The sequence below is a fragment of the Pseudomonas sp. GW822-FHT02D10 genome (assembly GCF_058802345.1).
In genome coordinates, this window is the sequence record NZ_JBXAOB010000003.1 from 399897 (window position 1) to 425962 (window position 26066).

23 protein-coding genes, 1 pseudogene and 1 riboswitch are annotated in these 26066 nt (G+C 59.5%); of the genes and pseudogenes, 6 read left to right on the forward strand and 18 right to left on the reverse strand.

What is annotated here, in order from left to right; all coding sequences use genetic code 11:
* Window position 1 precedes the first annotated feature (1 nt).
* The 3 genes from zapE to AC1RPZ_RS07480 form a co-directional block, all read right to left on the reverse strand.
* The gene (zapE, locus tag AC1RPZ_RS07470; RefSeq protein WP_493136302.1) at window positions 2-1096 is read right to left on the reverse strand and encodes a cell division protein ZapE; all 1095 of its coding nucleotides are present in this window, start codon (window positions 1094-1096) and stop codon (window positions 2-4) included.
* 90 nt (window positions 1097-1186) lie between these two features.
* On the reverse strand, window positions 1187-2542 hold the full coding sequence (locus tag AC1RPZ_RS07475; RefSeq protein WP_493136304.1) for a tryptophan--tRNA ligase: 1356 nt from the start codon (window positions 2540-2542) through the stop codon (window positions 1187-1189).
* 24 nt (window positions 2543-2566) lie between these two features.
* The gene (locus AC1RPZ_RS07480) at window positions 2567-3196 is read right to left on the reverse strand and encodes an alpha/beta hydrolase (RefSeq protein ID WP_493136306.1); all 630 of its coding nucleotides are present in this window, start codon (window positions 3194-3196) and stop codon (window positions 2567-2569) included.
* Between the two features lie 146 nt (window positions 3197-3342).
* Between AC1RPZ_RS07480 and AC1RPZ_RS07485 the strand changes: the two genes are divergently transcribed.
* Window positions 3343-3780: a Z-ring associated ZapG family protein gene (locus tag AC1RPZ_RS07485; RefSeq protein WP_493136308.1), complete on the forward strand. Its 438-nt coding sequence runs from the start codon at window positions 3343-3345 to the stop codon at window positions 3778-3780.
* A gap of 272 nt (window positions 3781-4052) precedes the next feature.
* Here the strand turns inward: AC1RPZ_RS07485 and AC1RPZ_RS07490 are convergent, their stop codons facing one another.
* The 5 genes and pseudogenes from AC1RPZ_RS07490 to AC1RPZ_RS07510 all read right to left on the reverse strand — a co-directional run bounded on the left by AC1RPZ_RS07490 (window position 4053) and on the right by AC1RPZ_RS07510 (window position 7513).
* Window positions 4053-4781 carry a YiaD family glycine zipper/OmpA-like lipoprotein gene (locus AC1RPZ_RS07490; RefSeq protein ID WP_493136310.1) on the reverse strand — a complete coding sequence of 243 codons (729 nt, stop codon included), beginning with the start codon at window positions 4779-4781 and terminating at the stop codon, window positions 4053-4055.
* A 116-nt stretch (window positions 4782-4897) separates the two neighbouring features.
* Window positions 4898-5542, reverse strand: coding sequence for an MBL fold metallo-hydrolase (locus tag AC1RPZ_RS07495; protein WP_071553396.1), 645 nt, complete (start codon window positions 5540-5542; stop codon window positions 4898-4900).
* Window positions 5543-5832: 290 nt separating this feature from the next.
* Window positions 5833-6204 (reverse strand): DUF6124 family protein, encoded by a 372-nt coding sequence (locus AC1RPZ_RS07500; protein WP_493136312.1) that lies wholly within the window; start codon window positions 6202-6204, stop codon window positions 5833-5835.
* A gap of 273 nt (window positions 6205-6477) precedes the next feature.
* Window positions 6478-6603, reverse strand: a pseudogene (locus tag AC1RPZ_RS07505) (SDR family NAD(P)-dependent oxidoreductase); the annotation flags it as partial.
* Window positions 6604-6652: 49 nt separating this feature from the next.
* Window positions 6653-7513 carry a CAP domain-containing protein gene (locus AC1RPZ_RS07510; protein ID WP_493136314.1) on the reverse strand — a complete coding sequence of 287 codons (861 nt, stop codon included), beginning with the start codon at window positions 7511-7513 and terminating at the stop codon, window positions 6653-6655.
* A 325-nt stretch (window positions 7514-7838) separates the two neighbouring features.
* Here AC1RPZ_RS07510 and AC1RPZ_RS07515 point away from each other — a divergent pair, with 325 nt between their 5' ends.
* Entirely contained in the window at window positions 7839-8423 is a 585-nt protein-coding gene (locus tag AC1RPZ_RS07515) for an eCIS core domain-containing protein (RefSeq protein ID WP_493136316.1), read from the forward strand.
* A gap of 143 nt (window positions 8424-8566) precedes the next feature.
* The gene (locus tag AC1RPZ_RS07520; RefSeq protein WP_493136318.1) at window positions 8567-9331 is read left to right on the forward strand and encodes a tetratricopeptide repeat protein; all 765 of its coding nucleotides are present in this window, start codon (window positions 8567-8569) and stop codon (window positions 9329-9331) included.
* 414 nt (window positions 9332-9745) lie between these two features.
* Here the strand turns inward: AC1RPZ_RS07520 and AC1RPZ_RS07525 are convergent, their stop codons facing one another.
* The 7 genes from AC1RPZ_RS07525 to AC1RPZ_RS07555 all read right to left on the reverse strand — a co-directional run bounded on the left by AC1RPZ_RS07525 (window position 9746) and on the right by AC1RPZ_RS07555 (window position 21084).
* Window positions 9746-11182: an IS1182 family transposase gene (locus AC1RPZ_RS07525; protein ID WP_493136320.1), complete on the reverse strand. Its 1437-nt coding sequence runs from the start codon at window positions 11180-11182 to the stop codon at window positions 9746-9748.
* 91 nt (window positions 11183-11273) lie between these two features.
* Window positions 11274-11774: a methylated-DNA--[protein]-cysteine S-methyltransferase gene (locus tag AC1RPZ_RS07530; protein ID WP_493136322.1), complete on the reverse strand. Its 501-nt coding sequence runs from the start codon at window positions 11772-11774 to the stop codon at window positions 11274-11276.
* 172 nt (window positions 11775-11946) lie between these two features.
* The gene (locus AC1RPZ_RS07535; protein ID WP_493136325.1) at window positions 11947-14685 is read right to left on the reverse strand and encodes a winged helix-turn-helix domain-containing protein; all 2739 of its coding nucleotides are present in this window, start codon (window positions 14683-14685) and stop codon (window positions 11947-11949) included.
* 217 nt (window positions 14686-14902) lie between these two features.
* Window positions 14903-16267 carry a DUF1329 domain-containing protein gene (locus tag AC1RPZ_RS07540; protein ID WP_493136327.1) on the reverse strand — a complete coding sequence of 455 codons (1365 nt, stop codon included), beginning with the start codon at window positions 16265-16267 and terminating at the stop codon, window positions 14903-14905.
* 28 nt (window positions 16268-16295) lie between these two features.
* Window positions 16296-18185 carry a DUF1302 domain-containing protein gene (locus tag AC1RPZ_RS07545; protein ID WP_493136329.1) on the reverse strand — a complete coding sequence of 630 codons (1890 nt, stop codon included), beginning with the start codon at window positions 18183-18185 and terminating at the stop codon, window positions 16296-16298.
* A gap of 338 nt (window positions 18186-18523) precedes the next feature.
* Complete coding sequence (locus AC1RPZ_RS07550; protein WP_493136331.1) at window positions 18524-20206, reverse strand: fatty acid--CoA ligase; 1683 nt, start codon at window positions 20204-20206, stop codon at window positions 18524-18526.
* Between the two features lie 248 nt (window positions 20207-20454).
* On the reverse strand, window positions 20455-21084 hold the full coding sequence (locus AC1RPZ_RS07555) for a LysE family translocator (protein ID WP_493136333.1): 630 nt from the start codon (window positions 21082-21084) through the stop codon (window positions 20455-20457).
* Window positions 21085-21176: 92 nt separating this feature from the next.
* Here AC1RPZ_RS07555 and AC1RPZ_RS07560 point away from each other — a divergent pair, with 92 nt between their 5' ends.
* From AC1RPZ_RS07560 to AC1RPZ_RS07570, 3 genes are all read left to right on the forward strand, one after another.
* On the forward strand, window positions 21177-22142 hold the full coding sequence (locus AC1RPZ_RS07560; RefSeq protein ID WP_493136335.1) for a 2-hydroxyacid dehydrogenase: 966 nt from the start codon (window positions 21177-21179) through the stop codon (window positions 22140-22142).
* Window positions 22143-22175: 33 nt separating this feature from the next.
* The gene (locus AC1RPZ_RS07565; protein WP_493136337.1) at window positions 22176-23174 is read left to right on the forward strand and encodes a methyltransferase; all 999 of its coding nucleotides are present in this window, start codon (window positions 22176-22178) and stop codon (window positions 23172-23174) included.
* 39 nt (window positions 23175-23213) lie between these two features.
* A riboswitch (yybP-ykoY riboswitch) is annotated at window positions 23214-23336 on the forward strand.
* Between the two features lie 88 nt (window positions 23337-23424).
* Entirely contained in the window at window positions 23425-24009 is a 585-nt protein-coding gene (locus tag AC1RPZ_RS07570; protein ID WP_401121528.1) for a TMEM165/GDT1 family protein, read from the forward strand.
* A gap of 146 nt (window positions 24010-24155) precedes the next feature.
* On the opposite strand, the gene AC1RPZ_RS07575 is transcribed toward AC1RPZ_RS07570, so the two are convergent.
* The 3 genes from AC1RPZ_RS07575 to AC1RPZ_RS07585 form a co-directional block, all read right to left on the reverse strand.
* Window positions 24156-24974, reverse strand: a complete 819-nt coding sequence (locus AC1RPZ_RS07575; RefSeq protein WP_493136339.1) for a M48 family metallopeptidase — start codon at window positions 24972-24974, stop codon at window positions 24156-24158.
* A 167-nt stretch (window positions 24975-25141) separates the two neighbouring features.
* Complete coding sequence (locus tag AC1RPZ_RS07580; RefSeq protein WP_493136341.1) at window positions 25142-25762, reverse strand: SOS response-associated peptidase; 621 nt, start codon at window positions 25760-25762, stop codon at window positions 25142-25144.
* A gap of 36 nt (window positions 25763-25798) precedes the next feature.
* On the reverse strand, window positions 25799-26059 hold the full coding sequence (locus tag AC1RPZ_RS07585) for a putative signal transducing protein (protein ID WP_019693603.1): 261 nt from the start codon (window positions 26057-26059) through the stop codon (window positions 25799-25801).
* Between the last annotated feature and the right edge of the window lie 7 nt (window positions 26060-26066).

Here is a 26066-nt window from a genome sequence, read left to right on the forward strand (position 1 = left end):
CCTACGGCTTGTGCGCCCGCGCCAGGAACTCGTGGGACTGCATTTCCAGCAGACGGCTGAGGGTGCGCTGGAACTCGAAGTTCAGACGACCGCCGGTGTAGAGGTCTTTGAGCTCGACTTCGGCGGAAATGATCAGCTTGACGTTACGGTCGTAGAACTCATCGACCATGTTGATAAACCGTCGGGCGATGTCGTCGGTGGTGACGCTCATCTGCTCCACTCCGCTGAGCAACACGGCGTGGAAGATCTTGCCGAGTTCGATGTAGTCGTTCTGGCTACGCGGGCCGTCGCACAGTTCGCGGAAGTCGAACCAGGCCACGTCGTCGCACGTACGAACGGCGCGAATCTCACGGTTCTCGATCATCAGCACATCGTTTTCGATGGCCTGAGTGCATTCCGGCGTGAGTGCGCGGAAGCTCCTGCGCAGGCTCTCGTGGGACGCTTCGTCGAGCGGGGAGTGAAACAGCTCGGCTTGCTCGAGATGGCGCAGACGGTAATCGACACCGCTGTCGACGTTGACGATCTCCGTGCTCTGCTTGATCAGCGCGATGGCTGGCAGGAAGCGCGCACGTTGCAGACCGTCCTTGTACAGACCGTCCGGCACGATGTTCGACGTGGCGACCAGGGTCACGCCGTTCTTGAACAACTCTTCCATCAAGGTGCCGAGGATCATCGCGTCAGTGATATCAGACACGAAGAACTCATCGAAACAGATCACCCGCGCTTCGTCGGAGAAACGCTTGGCAATGATGGTCAGCGGGTTTTTCTCGCCGCCGAGGGTCTTCATCTCTTCATGCACACGCTTCATGAAGCGGTGGAAGTGAGTGCGGACCTTTTCCTTGAACGGCAGCGCTTCAAAGAAGGTGTCGACCAGGTAAGTCTTGCCGCGACCTACGCCGCCCCAAAAATACAGGCCCTTGACCGGCGCCAGGTCTTTCTTGCCAAACAGCTTGCCGAGCAGGCCCGGCTTGTTCTGCGAGGCCGCGACCAGATCGTCGTACAGGCGCTGCAAATGACGCACGGCAGTTTCCTGGGCCGCGTCATGGAAGAATTCCGGGCGTTTCAGATCAGCTTGATATCGTTCTAGGGGCGTCATAATTCGTTAGCAAGGCAACAAAAACGGGCCGACACTGTAGCGACGACCCTTGAGAATGGCAATCAGCCCTTGGTCGGGCCGAGCCGTTGATTATTCCTGAACAGGCGTCAGAGCAACCCGCAAGGCGTCGATGGCGACATCCCGCGCAGCGCTGTCAGCAAAGGCCGGGCTGTCGGCGACGCACTCGCCTTCGAGCCAGACGCTGAAGCTCAGGTCTTCACTGCGAACGTCCAGCGCCTGGCCGGATTGCAGCTGTTTGGTCACTTGGCCGGCGGTTTTGCCATCCGCGAAGTTGCGCGACAACAGCAGTTGCTCGCCATCGGCCGCCAGCAGACGGAAACGGAAGCTGCCGTCGTCTTCACGGAAGCTGACGAAACGCGCGGCTTTCGCGGCTTTCTTCTTGGTGGTAGTCGCGACTTGCGTCTGATTGACGAAAGAACGCAGGCCGACCGCTTCACGCAGTTCCTTGAGGAACGGCGTCGCCACGGCGCGGGCCTTCTTGGCGCCGTGCTGCAGCATGTCTTCGAGGTCTGCCGGGCGCTCGATCAACTCGTAGTAACGCTCGCGGGACTCGCCCAGCTCGTTGTCCAGCAGTTGGAACAGACGGTTTTTCGCCTCGCCCCAACCCAGGCCCTGCAACAGTTCGCTGCGGAACTCGTCGGACTGCGCCGGGGTGGCGAAGGCCTGGAACAGGGTGAACAGGTGCGAATTGTCCGGATCCTTGGCTTCGCCCGGCGCACGGGAGTCGGTGACGATCCGCGAAATCGCGTCCTTCATCTCTTTGGCGCTGGAGAACAACGGGATGGTGTTGTCGTAGCTTTTCGACATCTTCCGGCCATCGAGGCCCGGCAGCGTGGCGACGCTTTCTTCGATCAACGCCTCCGGCATGGTGAAGAATTCTTTGCCCTGGCCAAACAAGTGGTTGAAGCGCTGGCCGATGTCGCGGGCCATTTCTACGTGCTGGATCTGATCGCGACCGACCGGAACCTTGTGCGCGTTGAACATCAGAATGTCCGCCGCCATCAGCACCGGGTAGCTATACAGGCCCATGGTGATGCCGGCGTCCGGGTCTTCACCGGTTTCGACGTTCTTGTCCACCGACGCCTTGTAGGCGTGCGCACGGTTCAGCAGGCCTTTGGCGGCGACGCAAGTCAGCAGCCAGGTCAGCTCAGGGATTTCCGGGATGTCGGACTGGCGATAAAACGTTACCCGATCCACATCCAGACCACCGGCCAGCCAGGTCGCAGCGATTTCCAGACGCGAGCGCTGGATGCGCAGCGGGTCATCGCACTTGATCAGGGCGTGGTAGTCGGCCAGGAAGTAGAACGAATCGGCATTGCTGTCGCGGCTGGCGAGGATCGCCGGACGGATCGCGCCGGCGTAGTTGCCCAGGTGCGGGGTGCCGGTGGTGGTGATGCCGGTGAGGATGCGCGTACGAGTAGTCATGGGTAATCGCTTATCAGACTGCAATCAATTCGAAAGGCGCGGCAGGATCAGATCCTTGAGATCGGTCAGCTTGCCGTGAAAAAAGTGTCCGCATTCTGCCACTTTCAGCAGCTCATGGGGGCGATCGAGGGCGTCAGACCAATCGTAAACCCGCTGCGGATCGATGACTTCGTCGGTTTCTGGCTGAATCAGCGTCAGTTCGCCGTGCTGGGGCAGTTGATCCTGATCCCCCAGACGCATCACCGCCGGCGCAACCATGAACAAGTGCTTGAGCTGCTCACCCTTGGCTTCCAGGCGTCCGCCGAGGCTGGCCGCGACGAAACCACCAAAGGAGAAACCGAACAGGGTCATTGGCAATTCAGGGTGTTTGGCGCGCAACCATTCGGCCACGGCTTGAGCGTCGTCGACCTCACCAGTGCCCATGTCATGAGTGCCAGCGCTGGCGCCGACGCCACGGTAATTAAAACGTAATGTGATCAACCCGGCGTCGCGAGCGGTGCGCTGCAAGGTCGAAACGACTTTATTGAGCATGGTGCCGCCCTGCACCGGGTTGGGGTGGCAGATCAGCGCCAGGCCACGTGGCTCGGGGGAGTCCAGGTACAAGGCTTCCAGTTGGCCCATCGGGCCATCAATCAATACAGGGGTTTCACGCATAAGCAAGGAAGGAACTCCGTGACCTCTCGAAGGGTCGACTCGTCTAGCTAAAAGTCTGCGCCTGGCATGATTGCGATCTCGTCGCGGTATACAGCGCAGGTCCGAGCCGTTAACGTAAAGCAAAGCCGTTTATAGAGGAAGGACTCGTGGAACACTCGCTCTTAGTTTGGTTGTTGCCGACTCTTGCCCTGGTTGCCGGTGTCGCCATTGGATTCCTGGTTGCCCGCCTTCTGCCGAATGCCGCGCCTAGCAGCACGCAACGTCAGCTGGATGACATTCAGGAACGTTTTGACAGCTATCAGAATGAAGTGGTCACCCACTTCAACAGCACCGCAACGCTGGTCAAGAAGCTCACTCAGAGCTATCAGGAAGTGCAAGACCACCTCGCCGAGGGTGCCAACCGCCTGGCCCTGGACGAACAGACTCGCCAACGCCTGCTGGCTGCCCTGCATTCCGATGTCGCCGTGCAAGCGCCACGGGAACGCCTGACGCCGCCACGCAATCAGGAGCCGCCACGCGATTACGCGCCGAAAATGCCAAACTCCCCTGGCATGCTCGACGAGCATTACGGCTTGAAGAAGTAACCCGGTTTTACGCGACATAAAAAAGCCCTCGGACAGGTGATGTCCGAGGGCTTTTTTGTTGCTGAGAGCTTGAGCGCCTGTGCGGGCCTCATCGCGAGCAAGCTCGCTCCCACATTTGATCTTCAGTGGACACAAAATCTGTGCCCTACGCGGTCCAGTGTGGGAGCGAGCTTGCTCGCGATGGCGTCAGAACAGGCAACAAAAAAAAAGCCCACCCGATCTGCTGAGAATCGGGCGGGCTTTTTACACCTGGGGTTCAGTCAGGTTTTTTGTTACTGGTACTGCTGACCTTGCTGCTGGGCAGGCTGGCCATACTGCTGACCTGGAATCGCCTTGAGGTTGACCTCTACACGACGGTTCTGCGCCCGACCATTCACATCACCATTGCTGGCAATCGGGTTATCCGGACCAGCACCACGCGCCGACAAGTTGGTACCGCTGACGCCTTGCGACGTCAGGTAGGTTGCCACGCTTTGAGCACGACGCTGGGACAGGTCCATGTTGTGCTGACGGCTGCCAGTGCTGTCAGTGTAGCCGACGATTTCAATTTGGTTCTGGCTGAACTCTTTAAGCGAACCGGCCAGGTTGTTCAGCGGCTGGTAGAAGCTTGGAGCGATGTTCGCCGAATCGGTGCCGAACGTGATGTTGCCCGGCATGATCAGCTTGATCTGATCGCCCTGGCGCTGCACTTCAACCCCGGTGTTGGCCATGCTGGCACGCAGTTTCTTTTCCTGCTGGTCGGCGTAGTAACCGTAACCGGCAGCGGAAGCACCAACGACAGCAGCGCCAATCAGCGCGCCCTTGCCACGGTTGTTGTGGTCGATGGCAGCACCGGCCAAAGCACCGGCCAGCGCACCCAGGCCGCCGTATTTGGCGGTTTTGCTCATGCCCGTGGAGCCGCTGTCGGCCTGACCCTGATTGTCATACGGGTTCTGGTTCGCACAGCCAGCCAGCATGGCCACGGCAGTAGCGACAATAATCAAACGACTCGAGGTGAACATGGAGAGCTCCTACTTTTACATTCTGTGGTGCAACGGACGTTGGCAATAGACCCGTGCGGGCGTTGGAACACGACCTACGGCAAAAATTCCATCAGGTCGTTCTGCAGCCTGGAATATCAGGCCCGCACAAAAGGATTTTCACGCATTTCATCGCCCAGACGGGTATCGGGACCATGTCCGGTTATTACGGTCGCCTCTTCATCGAGGGTGTACAGACGCTGCTTGATCGACCGCACGATGGTCGCCTGATCACCGCCCCACAAGTCCGTACGCCCTACCCCACGACGAAACAGCGTGTCACCGGCAATCAGCAGCTTAGCCTCGGAAAACCAAAAGCTCATGGACCCCGGCGTATGACCCGGCGTGTGCAACGCCACGCCACAGCCACAGGCCAACGCTTCATCATCGGCCAACCAACGATCCGGCGACGGCACCGGCGTGTACGGCACCCCGAACATCTGGCACTGCATTTCCAGATTGTCCCAAAGGAACTGATCCTCTTTATGCAGGTGCAACGTCGCGCCGGTTTTCTCCTTCAACTGACCCGACGCCAGGAAGTGATCAAGGTGCGCGTGCGTATGAATAATGCTCACCACCTTCAACCCCAACGCCTCCAACCGCGCCAGAATCAACTCATGATTACCACCCGGATCGACAACGATGGCCTTCCTGGTGATCGGATCACCGATGATCGTACAGTTGCACTGCAACGGCCCAACGGGGAAGGTTTCGCGGATCAGAGCGGGTTTGGCAGCGTCCATGGGCGTTCCTGAAAAAATCGATGGCGTATTCTGGCACAGCCCACCCGCCCCGCCGATGGCTGTCCTGTTACAAAGCGGACAATCCCCGTCAACCTGCAACGAGAGATAAGTCCTACTCGCAAAGCTCGAAACAACAAAGATCAAATGTGGGAGCGGGCTTGCTCGCGAAGAGGCCATCACATTCAACATCTCAGTTGACTGTCAGTCCGCTTTCGCGAACAAGCCCGCTTCCACACCAGACTCGCTTCGGTTTACAGAATGTATTGCCCCCTCCTGGCCACACTATGGTGCTACGGCGCCTCCGGCTGATCAAAACTATCCAGCGCCCGATTCACCAACAACTCCCCCAACGAAATCATCTGCTGAATCGCCAACGCCACATGCCGACGCGCGCCCTCCAGCTCAAACGCCAAATCACTGGCCAGCACATTCACCGAAGCCAGCGTTTCCGAGGCATGCGCCAACAGCGTCTCGTTATCCAGATCAGGAATCACCGCGAAGATGTTGGAGGGACGTTGATCGGGCAGATTTCCCTTGTCAAACGGCGGCTTGAGGTAATGATCCAGCGCCCGCTCGGCAGCGTCGTGGAGTTTTTTGGAATCGCTGGAGGCGTAAGGGGAAGCGCTTGGGGTTTCTACGGAATCGGGAGTGACCTTGTGCATGGTGAAGCTCCTAAACAAAGTTTTTGGGGGCTGTATCACCTATACCTGTTCAGGTCGCTAAACCCGGTCGCTGAATTGGCAGCGACACCCGGAGGTTATCCACAGACCTTCCTACCCGGCAACCTTGAAAAGCTGTCGGAAAATTCTCCCGAAAGTGGTTTTTTTGTAGCCGCCTCCTAGGACTGATCGAACTGCCTACGTTGGGTCGTTTCCAACTGATCGCGACAGGCAGGAAATGGCCGATTACTGCCTGTCGCGACCGGCTGAATACGTCAGACTGGTGGTGATGCTGACGACATGGCCGCTGCCTTGTTTTTCCATCTCGGCGATGGCGAGTTGGGTGATGTAGAAGAAACCATTCAGGTTCACCGACAGCACAGCAGCGTAGTCTTCGTGGGTAGGCTTTGGATCTTGACGCAGGATCGGCTAACGGGTGTCCCCCATTTCCTCATTTCGCGCCGAACAGCATCGTCCAATAGACGCCGTTGTCGCTACGCGAGTTCGCGGCATAGGCCGCGCCAACCTGGGTAAACATCGGGTTCATCAGATTGGCGCAATGCCCGGGGCTGGCCAGCCAGCCTTCCATAGCCTTGCCCGGCGAACGCTGCCCGGCGGCGATGTTCTCTCCGATCTGCCGGCCACCGTAGCCGGCGGCCTTCGCTCGGTCCCACGGCATATCACCGTTGGGGTCCTGGTGCGCGAAGTAATTGTCGTTGGCCATCGCCCGGCTGTGCCCCTGCGCCGCTGTCCCCAGGGCGGCATTCCAGGTCAGCGGCGGTGCAGCGGCGAAGCGCTGACGACCACACAGGCGCGGTTTCGCCCGTGCCGCGTTGACTTGTGCCAGCAACGTCTCGCCCGCCGCTCGCGGGTCGTCCAGATGCCCATCGAGCAAGGGCCGCGCCAGCACCACCTGCCATTCACTCTCGTCGCGATGCACGCCAATATCAGCGAACTGGGTATCGAGCAGGGCCCCACAGTAGCGGCTCTGGAGCATGTCAAAGGCCTCCTCGGCATCTTCAGCGCCGACCAGACGGATAGTCCGCACAGACACCGCCTGATAGCCGGAATCCTTCAACGTCTCCCGCGTAACGCCTCCATAGCCGATCGGCAAGGCCAGGTTCGACTTCAGAGCCAGCGGCGTCAAGGCTTGGACCGTGCGCCCCGCGCAGCGCTGCGGTTGGGCGCGGTAGTCGTTGATGTCCTCCACCAGTTGCCTTTCCCCGCCGGCATGGGCGGGACTGGCGAACAGGGGGAGCAAAGGAATAAGGCAGAGCGAGAAAACGCAGGAGGAGCGAACGGTCTGGCGCATAAGGCGGGCAGCTCTGATGGGATGACGACGGTAATGGCGATAGTGGGCTGAGGAATGACCGCAGAGCGCTTCGCTGTATTGGCTCGCAAATGGATTCCAAGGCTGGGCTAAGACTGTGGGCCTCAACACAAGTTTCACGAGCAAAGGGGGGAATTTATTGTTGGAGTCGTGCGTCCGCTCCTGGCCGATTTCTGTCTGCCGCGACTGACGGAAATCGACCCGAAGCAGTCATCGAGAAGAGACCGATAGGGATACGCTAAAGTTATGCGGGTCGTCGATCAATGGTGATCCACTGTTCGTGCTGCGTCCGTCCCTGGAGCGCCCAATGCCGCCCATCACCACGCGCCTGGTGGCGCTGTTTGTTCTTTGCCTGACTCTTGAAGTGCCAGCGCAGACCAACGCCTGCCCAGCTGGCGAGAAACAAGTGTGCCTGGACGGCTGCATCTGCCTGCCGGATCTGGGGCAGATGCCTGATGGTATCTACCAGATCGCGGCACCTGCCCTGGCGCTGTGGCTGACCCAAGCCCGCGCTGAAGCAGCCAACGCCGGCATCCAGCCCATTCCGCCGCACATCCGGGAGCAGTTGCTGCGCTGGTACGCCCCCAGCGTTCTCGATGCCGCGCACTACAAAGTTAGCGACAACGGTCAATTAAGCGCCGCCACTGCCATGCTGCAAAACCCCGATGTCGGTGCCGTGACGCTGATCAACATCATCCTCTTCCGGGACGCTCAAACCGCGGAACAGGACATCGCGCTCTGGGCTCACGAACTAAAGCATGTGCAGCAGTATCAGGAATGGGGGGTAGAAGGATTTGCCCAGCGGTATACACAAGATTTCAATGCTGTGGAGGCGCCGGCTTATGCCATACAGGCTGAGGTCAGACGGTCGGTGCGGGAAGGGACTCACTGAAGATTGCCAAGTTGAAGAGGGCAAAATACCGTGTCTTATCCGCAAGCTGGAGCCTTTGCCGCGGGAACTTCAGGGTACTAGCCAGGTCAGTTGGGAGTTGTTTTACGGCAGTGCCGTCCGAGATCAGTCGAGTCCGCCCCCTGATGCCAACCAAGAGTTTTCTGCCGGGTCTCATCCTGGTGTTCTGCGCCGTCGCGTCGCTTTGTTCGGTTGCCGCCGAGCGAGGAGCGCCCTCGCAAAGTAACAGCGCATCAACCACCCTGATCGAAACGGCCTCGCGGCAGTATGGAGATGGTCAGTTGGACCAAGCCGCTGCCACGCTGGAGCGTGCCCTGCACATCCAGCCGAATAATCCCGCGACACTGCATTACCTCGGCGTATTGCGTCTTCAGCAGGGTCAGTACCAGCAGGCTGAAACGTTGGCGGTGCGTTCGAACATGCGGGTTGGTCGCAACGTCGCGTTACGCAACCGCAACTTCCAATTGATCCAGGCGGCGCAGCAGGCCCAGGCTTCGAGTACCCCACCCAACACCAAAGAGGACCTGATCGCCGTACAGAAGGGGCTGGAAGAGGAGACCCAAAGGCGCCGCGAAGCAGAAATGGCCGTTGCTGAACAATCCACCCTGGATGCTGGGCGCGACGCTGGCAACTTCGCTCACGCAAAGGCCGATGGGGTATCGGATTCACCAACGGCTGGCAGACCCCGGCCCGAAGGACAATTGCAAATGACTTTCGTCGAGCCAGAGCCCGCGTACGACGAGGTTGAGATTCCCCGCGGCCATCTGCCGCCTCCGGGCAAATGCCGAATCTGGTTTCCTGATCGCCCGCCGGGGCATCAGCCCGCACCCGGCAGCTGCAAGAAGTTGCGATATCAGGTTCCGTTAGGGGCCTACTTGGTGCGCGGTTGAGTTTCTGAGTGTCCACCTCTGGCCGATTCTGTTGAAAAAGTCGGCCATGGTTTGCGCATCAGAAAAGTACGCGTCCGAGATTGAAATCTTTACTTTTGGCAGAGTCTTCCAGACTCGGATTTCACGTAGCAGCGTGCAAAAACGACGTTTTCACCAGTCAATGATCAGGCAGTTTGGGCAGAGCGACTTTTTCAACAGAATCGGCCGATCTCTGCCTTTGGCCAACGGTAGCTTTGGGTCCAGGCTGTGTGAAAACGCACTGAATACGTCGAAAGTTGAGAGCTACGGGCGTTGCCTGCGAAACCAGCAGACTGAAGCGCGAATTGCCCTCGTTAGCTACATAGGCATTCGTAATGCCGTTAGGGCCGCGTCAGCGGCCCAAACAGCCACTCACGGACGATCAAACGGTTGGATTCACGCCCTGATCGCCTCAAGCAGTCCTACGATGCCGAAGATGCTCATCATCCGTTTGAGGTTGTAGGCGAGCACGTGAAGGCTCATTTCGGTGCTTACCCTTGGTAGGGTTTTGGTCAGGAAGTGGGTACTTCCCATCCAGTATTTGAGCGTTCCAAAAGGATGTTCAACGGTCTGTCGGCGAACCTTCATCTTCCCCGGGTCATGTTCCAGCCGAACCTGCATCGCGTCGATTACCGCCTCATGTTCCCAGCGCTTCACCCGGCGCTCCTTACCCGTCGTACATTGCTTATGCATTGCGCAGGACTGGCAGCCCGAGAACCAATAACAGTGCAGTAGCATGCCGTCTTCCACCGAAGAATGCCGCCGGGTCAGTAACTGTCCCGCAGGGCATCGATACTCGTCCGATGCAGCAACGTAGATGAAGTCCTGCTTACCAAATCGGCCTTCGGCTTTGCTGCCTGATGTCAGGGGTTTCGGCACGAAAGTAGTGATGCCGGCTTGCTCGCAAGCACGGATTTCCAGACCTTTGTAATAGCCTCGGTCGGCCACCACCGTTAGCGATTCTGCCTCGATTTCTTCACGCGCCTGGTTCGCCATATTGCTCAGCTGCCCACGATCATTACCAACGTTGGTCACCTCATGGGCAATGATCAGATGGTGTTTGTCGTCGACAGCTGTTTGTACGTTGTAGCCAACCGTTCCGGTGCCTCGGCCGCTCGTGGCCATTGAGCGTGCATCTGGGTCTGTGAGAGAGATCTGCTGGTCTGGACTTTCGTGGAGCTGCGCCTCGATTTCCTTGAGTTTCTGCATCTGCTTTTTCAGTGTTTCTATCTTTTCTTTAAGCCGCTCTGCTTTGGCCTCGGCCACTTCGGGCGTTGCCCGATCCGCCGAATCCATCGCCGCCAGATATCGATCAATGCTTTGTTCGATCTGTTGCATGCGTGCCTTCACTTTGCCCTGGGTGAAGTTACGGTCACGGTTGTTGACGGCTTTGAATTTGCTGCCGTCGATGGCGATGATCGATTGGGAGAAGAGGTCGAGGTTGCGGCAAAGCACAACAAATTGCCGGCAGACACTGCGAATGGCCTTGCCGTTGTTCTTGCGAAAGTCGGCAATGGTTTTGAAGTCTGGAGCCAATCGCCCCGTCAGCCACATCAACTCGACGTTACGCTGGGCTTCACGCTCAAGCCGGCGGCTGGACTGAATCCGATTCAGGTAGCCGTAGATATAGATCTTCAGCAAGATCGCGGGATGGTAGGCCGGACGCCCTGTTGCAGCAGGATCAATACCTTCAAACCCAAGTGCACCCAGGTCGAGTTCATCGACGAAAACGTCGACCACTCGGACTGGATTTTCTTCGGCTACGTAATCGTCCAGGCACTCCGGCAGCAACGTCACTTGCGTCCGAGCCTCACCTTCGATGAATCGCTTCATGATCGCCCCCGATACGATCTCGACGATCAGAAGGTTAGCCAATCACTGGCGTTTTCACACAGCCTGGGTCATAAGCAGCCGGTTTCCCCCATCAAAACGCCAATTGCAACGTCTCCTTCCCCTCCAATGTAAGCAAAAACTGCTTCGCCCCCAACCCACCCGCAAACCCGGTCAAACTCCCCGAAGCCCCAATCACCCGATGGCAAGGCGCAACGATCGAAATCGGATTCTTCCCATTCGCCGCCCCCACCGCCCGAACCGCTTTCGGATTTCCAATCTGCACCGCAATCTGGCTATAACTCCGCGTCTCACCAAACGGAATGGTCAGCAGCGCGTGCCAGACCTTCTGCTGAAAATCAGTCCCGGCAAAATCAAGCTCCAGCTCAAAGCAATCACGCTCACCCGCAAAGTACTCATTGAGTTGGCGCTCAGCTTCCAGCAACACGGGGCCGTGGATATCTTCATGCAGCGGGCCGAGACGAACCCGATCAGGTTTATCGTTCTCCCACAGGATGGCGCAGAGTTTGCTGCCCTTGGCGACCAGCGTAAGAGTGCCGACGGGGGATTTCATCAGTTTGAATACGTACGACATGGGTTGACTCCTTGATCCGACGAAGGCTTCAGACGTCGTTGGGCGTTGAAGGCGATCGTTCATCTTTGTCAGAGGACGTATTCAGAGTAATGGTGTGTTCAACCGCAAGAACTACGTTTCTTGCGATTGAATGTTTGACTGGGCGTACCGCAATCAACCGTGGCGAGGGCGCTCACGCCAACAACCCCAACTCCTTGGCTCGGGCCACGGCCTGGGTGCGGCGTTCGACGCCGAGTTTGCTGTTGATGTGGCTGGCGTGGGTTTTGACGGTGTGCAGCGAGATAAACAGCTGATCGCTGATTTCCTGGTTCGAGCAGCCTTGAGCGATCAATTGCAGTACTGCCTGTTCGCGGGCGCTGAGCGCTTCACTGGGGTGCTGCGGCTCAACCATCTCGCGGGCTACGGCTTGGGGCAAACGCTCGATCAGACTCTCACGCAGTGCACCGGTCGGACACTGCGCCAGTTGTTCACGCAGCCAGTCCGGGCGTTCGCGCAGTAACCATCCGAAGGGTTGCAGGACGCCACCGGCCGCCGCCTCGAAGGCCTGCCCCAAGGCCTGACGCGCTTCAGGTTCACGGTCATTGTTCAGCAGCAGCGCAACCTTCTGATTCAACGCCATCACGCTGAGCATCTGCCTTCCGGTCTTCTGCCCATGTTCCAGCAGTGCGTTCAAACGCCCTTCGGCCAGCATCGGCTGCCCTTGAATGGACTCCAGCAACGCTTGTTGCAATTCGATGTGCAGCGGCATTTGCGGATGAAACTCCGGTGGTGCCCCGGCCTGCACTCCGTTGTAGGTCTGGCCCAGTCGCGCCAGCCAGGCTTCGGCCAGATCGGTGCGGCCCTGAGCCAGCCAAAGCTCGCATTTGACCAGCGTGATCATTGCCAGATAGTAAATCGGCGGCACGTCCCAGATGTGCATCAGCCGTTCGGCCTCGGCCAGTTCGGCAAAGGCCTTGGCGAACTCGCCGTTGTTGCCTTCAAGCTTGGCGATCACACAGTGACCGATCAGCACACTGATGTCGCGACAGGCCCGCGCTTCGTTCAGTCCGGCCCGCAAACGCGCCAGCCCGGCTTCGGGTTGCAGGCGCAGGGTCAGCAGAAAACCTTCATACAAGGTCAGGCGTGCACGAACCGCGTACAGCCGCTGCGGCGATAAACCCTGCAAACGTTGCTGGCCCTGATGCACTTCATCCAGCGAACGGAGAATTTCCCCTCGCGCTTGCAGCACCCGTGCGCGGTCGTAATGGGCCAGCGCCTCGAACAGCGGATTACCGACTCGTTGCGCCAGTTCCAGCGACTCACGGTTCAAACCCCGGGCGCGCCACAGATCCGCGTCGGCGATTGCCAGGTTGGACAAGGTCGACAAGCACATCAAGCGCTGCCCGTAGCGTTTGTGCGGCAGGCTCTCCAGCGCTTCGGTGCAATACAACAGCGTCAGTTCACGCTGGCCGCGACCACGGGCGATGATCCCGCTCAACGCCAACCACTGCGCGAGCATGGACTTCTGTGCGGTGGCTGACGGTGCCGGCAGGAAGCGACTCAAGTGGCTCGCCAACTCTTCAGCAGCATCGAGTTGGCAGGCCAGACCCAACGCCCAGCTGTACAGCACGATCAGCCGCGGGGTGCTGATCAGCAGGCTGTCAGGCAAGTCCATTTTCCAGCGCAGCAGCATGCCGACGTTCTGTTCGGCCAGCAGTTGTTCTTCGGAAAGGTTCTGCACCAGGTTCGCCGCTACATCCAGGTGCCCGGCGCGTAGTGCCTGCTCCACTGCTTCATCGAGCAAACCCTGGGCGTTGAACCAGCGGCAAGCACGCAGGTGCAGGCTGGCGGTGGGCACCATGGCGTTGGCGGTCGGTCGGCTGCGCAACAGGTCGGAAAACAGATGGTGATAACGATACCAATGGCCGTGCTCGTCGAGCGGCACCAGGAACACTTGATGGGACAACAGGAAGCGCAGGATCTCGGCGCTGTCATGGGCTTCACGCACGGCGTCGCAGAGTTCGCTGCAAAAGCGCTCTTGCGGTGCGGTGTCGTACAAAAATGATTGCACCTCGGCGGGCAGGCAATCGATGACTTCTTCAAGCAGGTAGTCGCGTATCAAGCCTTCGCCACCGTGCAGCGGTTGCGGCAACGCGCCGCCATTCCCCGCTTCGGAGGCGGCCAGCAACCAGAAACGCAGCCCCGCAACCCAGCCTTCGCTGCGCTGGATCAGATTTTCCAGCGCCTCGCCACGCAATGAACTGCTGTGTCGATCCAGCAGGGCCAGGGATTCGTCGTGGGTCAGGCGCAGGTCCTGTTCGTTCAGCTCAAGCAATTGCCGCGACAGACGCAAACGCGCCAGGTGCCAGTCAGGACGTTGGCGACTGGTCACCAGCACCAGCAGGCCATCGGGTAGATGATTGAGGAAAAATTGCAGGCAGCGATCGAGCACCGGCCCCTGGGCCAGATGGTAGTCATCCAGAACCAGCAGCAGCGGCGTGCTCGGTGACAGGTGGGTGGCCAGTTCATCGAGTAGCCCGTCCAGCCATTCTTCGAAGGCGAACGGTTGATGGCGTTGGCGCATTTTCAGCAGGCCAAGGGCCTGGCTGCCCAACTGTGGAAAGTAGTTTTGCAGACCTTCAAGCAGTCGTTCGAGGAAACGCCCGGGATCGTTGTCGCGCGGACTCAACCCTAACCAGAGGCTTTGCCAATGCGCCGGCAGACTCTGACAGAACTCCACCGCCAATGAGCTTTTACCGAACCCCGCCGGCGCGCTCACCAGCAGCAATCGCCCCTGCAATCCGGCACTCAGCCGCTCGCACAGACGAGACCGCAGCACATAGCCGTCGGGCAAGGGTGGCCGGTAAAAACGCCCCTCCAGCACAGGCATTGCCGCGCCGGATGGCCTTTGGATTCGGAACAGGTCAGTCATAGCCAACTCTTGTTGAAGTGCTGTTGTCGGCATTGCAGCTGTCCGCAGACTAGCGGTAAACCGGAGAGGATTGAAGGTACCTGCTACAAATGGCTACAAAAAGACTACAAACCAATGTTGCCAGACTCGTAATGCGCCGATCTTTATTGAGGCAAAAAAAAACGCCCCGAACCAGTCGGGGCGTTTTTCGAGGATGCGACCTCTGTGTTACGGCACTTTAGCGAACGCCGTCCTGAGCCAGTGCAGCTGGGGTGAAATCACTGGTGCTCGCGGTGAAGCCGAAGTCATACGCGCGTTTTTCTTCGTTCTTCATGCCCAGCGCCAGATAGCGGCCGGACTGCAGGTCGTAGAGGGTTTCCAGGGCGTACCACGGCACTTGTTTGTCGTAGTAGTTCTCGGAATGGGCTTCAGCCACGCGCCACAGTTGACCACGACCGTCGTAGTGATCGATAACCGCGGCTTGCCAGGTGTCTTCGTCGATGTAGAAGTCACGCTTGGCGTAAATGTGACGCTGACCTTCCTTCAGGGTTGCAACCACATGCCAGACGCGACGCAGCTCGTAACGCGCCAGGTCCTGGTTGATGTGACCGGCCTTGATGATGTCGTCGTACTTGAGCGTTGGCGAGTCGAGTTTGTAGCTGTCGGAGGCGATGTACATCTCTTTCTTGCCTTCGAGCTTCCAGTCGTAACGATCCGGTGCACCGTTGTACATGTCCAGGTTATCGGAAGTACGCAGGCCGTCGGCAGCCGTACCCGGACCGTCATACGACACTTGCGGGGCACGACGCACACGACGCTGACCGGCGTTGTAGACCCACGCCGAACGCGGCTCCTTCACCTGATCGAGGGTTTCGTGAACGAGCAGCACACCACCGGCCAGACGTGCCGGCGCGGTCACTTTCTGCTTGAAGTAGAACAGGATGTTGCCCGGGTTTTTCGGGTCGTAATCCTTCATTTTGTCGCGGAACACGAACTGGTCCTGGAAATACACCAGGCTGTACGAGCCATTCGGTTGCGGCGTGGCCTGGGTCACCAGACGGGTCACGCTGCCGCCACGATAGCGGGTGATGTGGTTCCAGATGACTTCGACGCCGGTTTTCGGAATCGGGAACGGCACGGCGGTTTCGAAGTTTTCCAGGCCATTGCCGCCGGACACCAGGTTGGTGTTGGTGGCGTTCTTTTTGATAGAGGCGAACACCTCATCCGGCACGGTCGCACCGCGATGGGACGGGTAAACCGGCATTTTGAAGGTGTCCGGGTAACGCTTGAACATCGCGTATTGGCCCGGCGCCAGTTTGTCTTTGTATTGGTCGACGTTTTGCGCGGTGATGGTGAACAGCGGTTGCTCACTGGCAAACGGGTTGGCCAGGAAGCCTTTGCTGTCGACGGCGCCGGCGTTTTTCTCCAAGGGTTTCCAGGCCGGGATCGAGCCATCGGCATTGCCTGCCATTTCCGCGCCCATCGGTGTCAGGCTCTTGCCCAACTTGTCCGCTTCGGCAGCAGGCACCGCCGCCATGACTGCGGTCGCCAGCAGCGAAAGCCCAAGGACACCCGCTTGCAAAAGACTTTTGGTTACTTTCATATTGTTGTTCGTCCTGAAGATGCAGTGCTTAGAAGTTCACGCCGACGCTGAGCGCAACGAAGTCGCGATCATCCACGGTGCTGTACTTGCCGCCAAAGAAGTTGGTGTACGCGAGGCTCGCGGTATAGGTGTTCTGGTACTCGGCATCGAGCCCCAGGCTGACCGCTTTGCGACCTTCCTCGAAGTTGCCACCAGGACCTGGCGAGTAACCGCTGACGTCATGGGACCAGGCCACGTTCGGCTTGAGGTTCACACCGGCGAAGACGTCCGGGTATTCCCAAATGGCGCGGGCGCGGTAGCCCCAGGAGTTGGCGGTGGTGAAACCATCGTTGTTGCAGTTGGTGCTACGGTTGTTGGCTGACGCACCCGCCCCGGCACCGTTGATGGTGGAGGTGTTGAGGATCTGCGAGCAGGTGTCCAGACCACCCGTGGCGGGCAGTTCGCCTGGGCCGAAGACCGGATCGCGGCCATAACGGACATCCGACGTGCTTTCCAGGCCACCGACGTGAGTCAGTCCGACTTCACCCACCAGGGTCAGACGCTGGGCGCCCATGACCTGATCGAAGAAGTGCGTGAAGGTGGTCTGGATCTGGGTGATTTCCTTGCGGCGATAGCCGTGCAGGTCTTCACCCGGTGCGGCACTGAGCAAGGACGCATTGGTCAGCGCGCCACCCAGTGGCCGAACACCGGCGAACAGGATGTCGGTGGAGTTCAACTGCACCGGCGCATTCGGCCGGTAGCTGATCTCACCACTCCACGCCGTACCGGTAGGCAGGGTGGTGGAGAAGCTCAGACCGTAAAGGCGGATGTCTTCCGGGTACTCGACGAAGTACTGCGAGTTACCCGCGACCAGCAGCGGACCCAGCGCCTGGAATGGCCCCGGCAGTGCCTTGACGCCGTTATAGACCGACTGCGGAGCACCAGTGGCGCTGAAGATCGGCGCTCGGCTGTGGTAGTTCATGAAGTAGGCGCCGAACTCGGTGTCCAGCGGATCGAACATGTACTTGAAGGCCGCGCCCCACTGACCGCCGTTGCTCGCATCGCGGTCCGCCGCGCGACGAACCAGTACACCCTCTTCGTTGACATCGACACCGTTCGCGGCCAATGGCCCCAACGCGACGCTCGGGATGGTCGAGCGCTTGTTCAGGACGCGCAGGTTGTCTGTGCAGCCATTGGCAATGATGTCTGGCTGGGAGAAGAAGGTGCCGCAGTTGTCGACAACGGTCTGGTCCCAGCCGATCTGGTAGAACGCTTGAGCCGACAGGCTCTCGGTCAGGCTTTGCGAGATGTAGAACATGTTGACCGGGATCAGGCCTTCCTTGATCTCGGCACCGGGACGACGGAATGCGGACACGTCGATCGGGTTGATCGAGTTGATGCCGCCGCCGATGAAGGTACTTTCACCCCAGTTGACCACCTGTTTGCCCAAGCGCACGGAACCCGGCTCATCGGCAATGGAGTAGTTGTGGTAGACGAAGGCGTCGAGGATTTCCCCACCCGACGACCTGGCGCCTTCCTTGCGTCCGTCGTTGCTGACGTTCTTGAATTCCAGGTCCTGGTTTTGCAGCGCGAAGTCGTACCAGTATTTACCGCGCACGAAGACGCCGGTATCGCCGTATTTCAACTCAAGGTCATGGATGCCCTTGAAGATCTTCGAAAAGGCCTGCCCGCTCTTGAAGTTCAAGTGACCGTCATCGGAGGTCTGGGACAGCCCTCTGCCACCGTTGTTGACGCCGATCAGGTTCTTGTTCGGCTGCTGGGTGGACACACTCATGCCCAGGGAGAGGGACGAGTCGAACTGACCTTCGATTTCACCGACGTTGAAACTGACGCCGAATGCCGGCCCGGCGAGCGTAGAGGCGAGACTGACTGCCAGAGGCAGTTTCGCCCGGCGCCAGAACTGGTTTATTGATGTCATCGACGCTACTCCATGTGCTTTTATTGTTATGGCAGTGAGCACTTTTAAAAACGCTCTGAAGGACGGCGAGCCATGCGCTCGCGAAGTCATTCAAAGTTGCATCGCCGCTTTCTTGTGCGTTTGCCGCGTTCTTAAAAATCCATGAGCGGACTATAGCCAGCAGGTGGTACTGCTTGATCCCTCTAAAGTGTGATTTGCAACCCCCGACCACTCTGGAACAGTCCTGCTGCCAGTCCGACAGATGTCGGCCCGGCAAGGATGGCTGATAACTCGGAATAAACAAGTCAAGCGCTTGCTTGGTGGGCTTGCCGGGCCCTTTCGGGCACGGCAAAGGACGCTTAAAGCGTCGAAAGGAAGGTGCTGTTGTTGGCTTGCCATTGCGTGATGTCGACGCGGATGCGCTTCTTGTCGAGCTTGCCGACACTGGTCTTGGGAATTTCAGTAACAAGGGCGATCTGGCTCGGGATGGCCCACTTGCTCAGGTGCCCCAACTCGACGAAAGGCTTGAGGTGTTCCTTGAGCTCTTTGGCCCCAATCGCATGGCTTTCACGGAGCACCAGCAAGGCAAACGGGCGCTCGCCCCATTGCGGATCCGGGATACCGACCACTGCTACTTCGCGTACCGCCGGATGGCGGCTGATCAGGTCTTCGAGGTCCAGCGAGGAGATCCACTCGCCACCGGTCTTGATCACGTCCTTGATCCGGTCGCGGATGTCGATCACCCCCATGCTGTCGAGGGTCGCCACGTCACCGGTGTGCAGCCAGCCCCCGGCCCAGAGCTCTTCGCCCTTCTGCGGCTCGTTGAAATAACCCTCGGTGAGCCAAGGCGCACGCAGCACCAGTTCGCCCTGGGACTCGCCGTCCGCCGGCAGGAAGTGACCGTCAGCATCGATGATCGCCGCGTCGACCAAGGGGCCTGGCACGCCGGCCTTGATGCGATACGTGGTGCGCTCATCTTCGGTGCCGGCCATCAGCTCATCGTTGAGGTGAGCGCAGGACACCAGCGGCCCGGTTTCCGACATGCCATAGGCGGCGGTCAACTGAATGCCCTTGGCCTTGGCCGCTTCGTACAGCGCACGGTTCAGGGCGCTGCCGCCGATGACGATTTTCCAGCCGCCGAAATCCGTGCCTTGCGCGGCCTTGGAATTGAGGACCATTTGCAGGATGGTCGGCACGCAATGGGAGAAGCTGACCTTCTCCTTGCGCCACAACTCGACCAGGTATTCCGGGTCGTAACGGCCGGGGTAAACCTGCTTGAGCCCCAGCATCGTCGCCACGTACGGCAAGCCCCAGGCATGCACGTGGAACATCGGCGTGATCGGCATGTACACGTCGTTGGTGCCCAGCAGGCGCACGCTGTCGATGCTGCCCATGATCGTCGACACGCCCATGGTGTGCAGCACCAGTTGCCGATGGGTGAAATACACGCCCTTCGGATTGCCGGTAGTGCCGGTGGTATAGAAGGTGGTCGCCACCGAGTTTTCGTCGAAATCTTCGAAGCTGTACTGCGGGCTCGCGGCGGCCAGCAGTTGCTCGTACTCGCCCACCAGATTAGGCAGATCGGCGGTTTTCTCCGGCAAGTCGGTGAGCAGCAGGGTTTTCTCGACCGTGGTCAGGTGCCCGGCAATCGCCTGGTACAGCCCGACGAACTCACTGTTGACCAGCACGAAGCGGTCCTCGGCGTGGTTCATGGTGTAGAGGATCTGCTCGGGTGACAGGCGCACGTTGATGGTGTGGATCACCGCACCGATCATCGGGATGGCGAACATGCACTCCAGGTAGCGATGGCTGTCCCAATCCATCACCGCCACGGTATCCCCGGCCTTGACCCCGGCGGCCGTGAGCACGTTGGCCAGCCGTGCGACACGCTCGATGAGGGTCGGGTAGCTATAGCGCAACTGGTCGCGGTAAACGATCTCGCGGGTTTTCTCGTAGCGACTGCCGGACATCAGCAACCGCTTGATCAACAGTGGGTATTGATAAGCGCCTTTGGCTGGCGGAATAACGCGAGTCTGCAACATAAGCATCCCTTTATCTGACTGCACGGTCTGGGCTGAAAGATATGCACTTTAGTCAGCCTGAGCGCCAGCTAAATCAGCCAAAGGGATGATTTGCGGAGCCGTACAAATGCTAGCTTTGCGCCAGCATCCTTCCTGCCACCACGCAATCAACCGTAGGAGCTGCCGCAGGCTGCGATCTTTTGATCTTCGGCGTAATTGAAAACGCCAAAAGATCGCAGCCTTCGGCAGCTCCTACGAGCGAATCCCGATCAATGCATCTCGGTAAAGGCCAGCTTCACGCCGATAGCGATCAGCACCACGCCCATCGTGCGGTCGAACCAGTGACCCATGCGGGCAAAACCGGCGCGTACGCGCTGTTGGCTGAACAGCATCGCCACCAGGCAGAACCAGATCGCAGTGGCCGCTGCCAGGTAAACGCCGTAACCGGCCTGAATCGCCAGCGGTGTTTGCGGGCTGATCACCACGGTGAACAGCGACAGGAAGAACAGCGTGGCTTTCGGGTTCAGGCCGTTGGTCACGAACCCTGCGGTGAACGCCCCGCGTGCGGTGCGCTCGCCGGCTTCCTTGTGCAGGTCTTCGGTCGCAGGTTTGGCCGCTTGCGCGCGCAAGGCCTTGAAGCCGATGTACAGCAGGTAGGCGGCCGCCAGCCATTTCAGCGCATTGAACAGCACGATCGACTGCGACACGATCAGGCCGATACCGAGCAACGAGTAGCCCACGTGCAGGAAGATCGCCGAGCCGACGCCCAGCGCCGTCCAGGTCCCGGCACGACGGCCGTGGGTCACCGCCTCACGCACCACCACGGCAAAGTCCGGGCCTGGGCTTGCCACGGCAAGCAGGTGAATCAGGGCGACGGTCAAAAACTCGGTCCAGTACATAGGGGGCTCCTTTAGGCCAAGCGTAACGACTTGTTTCATCTGGTAGGCTCGGCAGATTACGCCTTCAGACTCACGTGCAAAAGGTACAGTTAATGACGAACCATCGCCGCGCCGTATTCCTCGACCACAGTTCCCTGGACCTCGGCGACCTCGACCTCAGTGGATTACAGCAGTGCTTCGATGACTTGCAGCTGCGCTCACTGACCACGCCTGACAACATCGTCGAACGGCTGCAAGGCGCCAGCGTGGCGATCAGCAATAAAGTCCTGCTGAACGCCGAAACCCTCAAAGCCTGCCCCGAACTGAAGCTGATCCTGATCGCTGCCACCGGCACCAACAACGTCGACCTGGCCGCTGCCCGCGCCCAAGGGATTACCGTGAGCAACTGCCAGGGTTACGGCACGCCGTCGGTGGCGCAGCACACGATCATGTTGCTGCTCAACCTGGCCACCCGTCTGAGCGACTATCAGAAAGCCGTCGGCGAAGGTCGCTGGCAGCAGGCCAAACAGTTCTGCCTGCTGGATTTCCCGATCATCGAGCTCGAAGGCAAAACCCTTGGCCTGCTCGGCCATGGTGAATTGGGTGGCGCCGTTGCGCGGCTGGCCGAGGCCTTTGGCATGCGCGTGTTGCTCGGCCAACTGCCAGGACGCCCGGCCCGCGCCGACCGTTTGCCACTGGATGAGCTACTACCGCAAATCGACGCGCTGACCCTGCACTGCCCGCTCAATGAACATACCCGTAACTTCATCGGCGCCCGCGAACTGGCGCTGCTCAAACCCGGTGCGTTTGTGGTCAACACCGCACGCGGTGGCTTGATTGATGAACAGGCCTTGGCCGATGCGTTGCGCAACGGTCATCTGGGCGGCGCGGCGACCGACGTGCTGAGTGTCGAGCCCCCCACCGCTGGCAATCCATTGTTGGCCGCCGACATCCCGCGCTTGATCGTCACCCCGCACAACGCCTGGGGCAGCCGCGAGGCGCGGCAACGGATCGTCGGTCAACTGACCGAAAACGCCCAAGGCTTTTTCAGCGCTACAGCGCTGCGGGTCGTCAGTTGATAAACTGCCGCACTTTTTTTCAAGGAGCAGAGTATGGATCCGCGCAGTGAAGTACTGCTTCGTCAGGCTGAGTTGTTTCAAGGCGAGTTGTTGCTGGCCGGTTTGCCCGCCGATGACCTGCTGGGCAAATTGCCCAACGCCCACGGCTGGTGCTGGCATGCAGGTGACCAAGCGGCGCTAGACGCACGCTTTGCCGAGCGCAGCCACTTTGGCGTGCATGCGCCGAGCCGTGAATTTGAAACCGCCGTGGTGTTTCTGCCCAAATCCAAGGAGTTGACCGACTACATCCTCAACGCCCTCGCCTCGCGCCTGGCCGGGCGTGAACTGTACCTGGTGGGTGAAAAGCGCAGCGGCATCGAAGGTGCGGCCAAACAGCTGAGCCCCTTCGGCAAACCGCGCAAGCTCGACAGCGCACGCCATTGCCAGCTCTGGCAGGTAACCGTGGCCAATGCGCCCGAGGCTAAATCCCTCGAGAGCCTGGCGCAGGAATACGAACTGCCGCTGGCTGAAGGCCCGCTGAAAGTCATCAGCCTGCCGGGCGTGTTCAGTCACGGTCGACTGGATCGCGGCAGCGCCCTGCTGCTCGAACACCTGGACAAACTGCCGAGCGGTCACTTGCTGGACTTCGGTTGCGGTGCCGGCGTTTTGGGCGCGGCGGTGAAACGGCGTTATCCACACAACACCGTCACCCTGCTCGACGTTGATGCGTTCGCCGCGGCCAGCAGTCGCCTGACATTGGCCGCCAACGGTCTGGAGGCCGAAGTGCTGACCGGCGATGGCATCGACGCCGCACCAATGGGTTTGAGCGCGATCCTGAGCAATCCGCCATTCCATGTCGGGGTACACACCGATTATCACGCCACCGAGAACTTGCTGCGAAAAGCAGCCAAACACCTGAAAAACGGCGGCGAACTGCGCCTGGTAGCCAACAGCTTCCTGAAGTATCAACCACTGATCGAGGAGCATCTCGGTGTGTGCGCGATCAAGGCCGAAGGTCAGGGTTTTCGAATTTATCGAGCCAAGCGCGGCTAGAAATTAGCACTTGCCGAATGGATTCTGCCTAGGCAGAATCCGCTCCGTCCTAGGGGAGTAGTCTCCCACGAGCGCCATGCTCGTCCGGCATACGTCAACATACTTGGTCAACAGACCATGGCGTATGCGACCCAAGCGTCCGCACAGAGGATCGCAGGGTTTGACAAGACCTATGACACGCACACCTTACCCGGGGCGGGGAGGTTGTACGTGTCATAGCCGTGTCGACCCGCCCCTTAGGAAAACCCTGATGCTGGATTCTCTACTCGTTCCTACCGCAGTCGTTGCCTTGGCCGAAATCGGCGACAAGACGCAATTGCTCGCGCTCATTCTCGCCGCACGCTTTCGCAAACCCTGGCCGATCATCGCCGGTATCGTCGCGGCAACCCTGGCCAACCACGCGGCAGCGGGTGCCGTTGGTGCCTGGTTCGGGAGTTTCTTCTCGGATGCGACGCTGCACTGGATCCTCGCCGCGAGCTTTACCGCGACGGCGCTGTGGACCCTGGTGCCAGACAAGATGGATGACGACGAAGCCAGCACCGCACGCAAGTTCGGGCCGTTCCTGACCACGCTGATTGCGTTCTTCCTCGCGGAAATCGGTGACAAGACCCAGATCGCCACCGTGATGCTTGCCGCTCAGTACCCTGAGCTGTGGCTGGTAATCATCGGCACCACGCTCGGCATGCTGATTGCCAACGTGCCGGTAGTGCTGGCGGGTAATTTTGCGGCGGACAAACTGCCCCTGACCCTGATCCGTCGCCTGGCCGCGTCGGCGTTCTTCATTCTTGCCATCGTTGCGGTGTACAAGGCGATGCAAAGCAGCGGGTGGATCTGACGTGGTAGGTCGGTAGACCGCGTTATCGTTCATCGCGAGCAAGCTCGCTCCCACACTGGTCCCGTGTACACCAAAGATCAAATGTGGGAGCAGCCGGTCGACGCTCGATTGCTCGCGATGAGGCCATTACTGACGATATAAAACCATCAGGACTTTTTGGCCTTCAGGTAAAGCGGCATGACTTTCGGAATCGCTGCCTGAAGCGACTCGATCCGGCTGCTGGAGGCTGGGTGAGTGCTCATGAACTCAGGCGGCGAGCCTTCGGAAACCTTGCTCATTTTGTCCCACAGAGTGATCGCCGCGTTCGGGTCGTAACCGGCGCGGGCGGCCAGCTCCAGACCGATCAGATCGGCTTCGTTTTCGTTGGCACGGCTGTTGGGCAACGTCATGCCATAGTTGGCCACCGTATCGGCCAGTGCCAGGGTGTCCTGGCCCAACCCGAGCAAGGCACCCGCGCCCTGCTTGGCCATTTCGATGCCATAGGCCTTGGACATCGCTTCACGACCATGCTCACGCAAGGCGTGGGCAATTTCATGGCCCATGATCGCGGCGATTTCATCGTCGGTGAGCTTCAGCGTGTCAATGATCCCGGTGTAGAAAATGATCTTGCCGCCAGGACCACAGTTGGCGTTGAGTTCGTCACTCTTGATCAGGTTGACCTCCCACTTCCATTGCGCCGCGTCCGGGCGAAAAGTCGGCGCCTGGGCGATCAGCCGATCGGCAATCGCCTGAACCCGCCTGGCCTCTTTACTGGATTTGTCCAGCACACCCTTGTTACTCGCCTCACCCACGGTCTTTTGGTAGGACTGGGCATACATCTGATTGACCTCATCGGTCGACAGCATGCTGAACATCCACTGCGAGCGCTCCACACCCACCGCGCCACCGTTGGTGGTGTTGACCGACTGACAACCACTGAGCAGCAGACTTGCGCTCAGCGCACACAAAACCAATGTTTTATTCATGAATACGCTCCCTGGAAACATGGCGCGTATCCTAGGCGGTGCAATGTATCGGCGCCAGATACAACAGACGTGTAGCACGGCATTTCCCGATACATCCCCCCTTCAAGTCCAAACATACAAGCGTCACGGGATGCATTCCCACGCGGGAGTGGAAACGATCAGGCTGGCTAGCCCGGCGTCAGGCATTCCGGCGCATTGAGCTTCGGATCGTTCACCAGGTTCGCCAGCACCCGCTCACGCAATACGGCAGGTTCGCTGGCGAGCAGCGCCTGCAAGGTGTGCAACGGGGTGTCGGGGTTGAGCCAGGCTTCCTGACCTGCTGCATCGAGAATCAACGGACGACGCTGATTCGAGGCTGCCTGAGTCACCACCGCAGTGCTCAACCACACCTGTTCCTGCACCGGATACGCTTCCCAGATCGCCGCAAAAAACAATGCCGAACCTTCTCCCGGCGTTAGCCAGTACGGGCGCTTGCGGGTGGTGCCGCGCCATTCGTAGAACCCGTTGGCCGGTAACAGGCAGCGGCGTTGACGGAAGGCCTCGCGAAACATCGGCTGCTCGGCGACGGTCTCTGCCCGGGCATGGGCCGGGGTCTTCGACAAGTCGGTCAGCCACGGCGGCGTCAGCCCCCAACGTGCGCGGGCAAGCGTGCGCTGGCCCGCTTCGGCGCGCAGGATCAGCACCGAATCATTGGGCGAAATATTCCACTGTGCCTGCTGATCGGCCGGGAAGCCGGGCAAGGCCGCGAACGCGGGGTTCCAACGAAACAGGGCAAAACGTCCACACATGGGGCAACACGACTCTGAACGAAAACGGACGCCAGCCTAACAGACCAGGACGTCGGGAAAGCTATCCGGCTCGTCACCGGGCATCGGCAGCGCGGCATTGTACGCAGCGATCAACTCGCGCGCGTATTGCGCCTGATCGTTATCCACCGCCAACCCAAGCAGCCCGAACACCGGCAATTCACCCGCGCCACCCAGCAGATCACGCCCCACCAGATGCGCCTCGACCCCTTCGCTGGCCAGCATGCCTTGCAGCAACTCGCCTTCCATCAGGTTTTCCGGATCGTAAATGCGCTGCATAGAAGCC

Excerpts from the sequence above, each read along its gene's own strand:
- AC1RPZ_RS07520 (WP_493136318.1), top strand. The coding sequence starts at position 8,567 with ATGCCAACCAAGAGTTTTCTGCCGGGTCTCATCCTGGTGTTCTGCGCC.
- AC1RPZ_RS07475 (WP_493136304.1), bottom strand. The coding sequence starts at position 2,542 with ATGACTACTCGTACGCGCATCCTCACCGGCATCACCACCACCGGCACC.
- AC1RPZ_RS07570 (WP_401121528.1), top strand. The coding sequence starts at position 23,425 with ATGCTGGATTCTCTACTCGTTCCTACCGCAGTCGTTGCCTTGGCCGAA.
- AC1RPZ_RS07480 (WP_493136306.1), bottom strand. The coding sequence starts at position 3,196 with ATGCGTGAAACCCCTGTATTGATTGATGGCCCGATGGGCCAACTGGAA.
- AC1RPZ_RS07565 (WP_493136337.1), top strand. The coding sequence starts at position 22,176 with ATGGATCCGCGCAGTGAAGTACTGCTTCGTCAGGCTGAGTTGTTTCAA.
- AC1RPZ_RS07540 (WP_493136327.1), bottom strand. The coding sequence starts at position 16,267 with ATGAAAGTAACCAAAAGTCTTTTGCAAGCGGGTGTCCTTGGGCTTTCG.
- AC1RPZ_RS07545 (WP_493136329.1), bottom strand. The coding sequence starts at position 18,185 with ATGACATCAATAAACCAGTTCTGGCGCCGGGCGAAACTGCCTCTGGCA.
- AC1RPZ_RS07525 (WP_493136320.1), bottom strand. The coding sequence starts at position 11,182 with ATGAAGCGATTCATCGAAGGTGAGGCTCGGACGCAAGTGACGTTGCTG.
- AC1RPZ_RS07555 (WP_493136333.1), bottom strand. The coding sequence starts at position 21,084 with ATGTACTGGACCGAGTTTTTGACCGTCGCCCTGATTCACCTGCTTGCC.
- zapE (WP_493136302.1), bottom strand. The coding sequence starts at position 1,096 with ATGACGCCCCTAGAACGATATCAAGCTGATCTGAAACGCCCGGAATTC.
- AC1RPZ_RS07585 (WP_019693603.1), bottom strand. The coding sequence starts at position 26,059 with ATGCAGCGCATTTACGATCCGGAAAACCTGATGGAAGGCGAGTTGCTG.
- AC1RPZ_RS07500 (WP_493136312.1), bottom strand. The coding sequence starts at position 6,204 with ATGCACAAGGTCACTCCCGATTCCGTAGAAACCCCAAGCGCTTCCCCT.
- AC1RPZ_RS07530 (WP_493136322.1), bottom strand. The coding sequence starts at position 11,774 with ATGTCGTACGTATTCAAACTGATGAAATCCCCCGTCGGCACTCTTACG.
- AC1RPZ_RS07490 (WP_493136310.1), bottom strand. The coding sequence starts at position 4,781 with ATGTTCACCTCGAGTCGTTTGATTATTGTCGCTACTGCCGTGGCCATG.
- AC1RPZ_RS07580 (WP_493136341.1), bottom strand. The coding sequence starts at position 25,762 with ATGTGTGGACGTTTTGCCCTGTTTCGTTGGAACCCCGCGTTCGCGGCC.
- AC1RPZ_RS07550 (WP_493136331.1), bottom strand. The coding sequence starts at position 20,206 with ATGTTGCAGACTCGCGTTATTCCGCCAGCCAAAGGCGCTTATCAATAC.
- AC1RPZ_RS07495 (WP_071553396.1), bottom strand. The coding sequence starts at position 5,542 with ATGGACGCTGCCAAACCCGCTCTGATCCGCGAAACCTTCCCCGTTGGG.
- AC1RPZ_RS07575 (WP_493136339.1), bottom strand. The coding sequence starts at position 24,974 with ATGAATAAAACATTGGTTTTGTGTGCGCTGAGCGCAAGTCTGCTGCTC.
- AC1RPZ_RS07515 (WP_493136316.1), top strand. The coding sequence starts at position 7,839 with ATGCCGCCCATCACCACGCGCCTGGTGGCGCTGTTTGTTCTTTGCCTG.
- AC1RPZ_RS07510 (WP_493136314.1), bottom strand. The coding sequence starts at position 7,513 with ATGCGCCAGACCGTTCGCTCCTCCTGCGTTTTCTCGCTCTGCCTTATT.
- AC1RPZ_RS07560 (WP_493136335.1), top strand. The coding sequence starts at position 21,177 with ATGACGAACCATCGCCGCGCCGTATTCCTCGACCACAGTTCCCTGGAC.
- AC1RPZ_RS07535 (WP_493136325.1), bottom strand. The coding sequence starts at position 14,685 with ATGACTGACCTGTTCCGAATCCAAAGGCCATCCGGCGCGGCAATGCCT.